At 61.9% G+C, this 318-nt stretch carries 1 protein-coding gene; it reads right to left on the bottom strand.

What is annotated here, in order from left to right:
• On the bottom strand, positions 1-318 hold a 318-nt coding region (locus SB816_RS30615), incomplete at both ends, for a hypothetical protein (protein WP_410548066.1).

The raw sequence follows: 318 nt of genomic DNA, 5'->3' as shown, positions 1-318 counted from the left end.
TCTGCGGATGCGGATCGGTCTTCCAGACCGGCTCCAGAACCGTTGCCGCCTTGCGCAGATTGTCTTCGCGAAGATAGGATTTTGCCGCGATCAACGCTGCCGGCACAAGGCTTTTCGCGAGCTTGAGAGCATGTTTTGCATCCTCGCGCGCACCCACCGGATCGCTTTCCAGCTTCTCGCCGGCCTTTGCCGTCAGCAGCACCGCTTTCAGCCGTTCCGCCTCACCGCGTTCGATGACGCCTGCCGCCTTCTGCTGGTCGAGGAGGCGGATCGCGTCGTCCCATTGTCCATTGCGGCAGCGGTTTTCCAACGTCGCCT

This window comes from Achromobacter sp. SIMBA_011 (genome assembly GCF_046535435.1).
GTDB classification, from domain to species: Bacteria; Pseudomonadota; Gammaproteobacteria; order Burkholderiales; family Burkholderiaceae_B; genus Achromobacter; species Achromobacter dolens.
The sequence above is the reverse complement of the archived record's forward strand: the minus strand, read 5'-3'. Positions and strand labels throughout refer to the sequence as shown.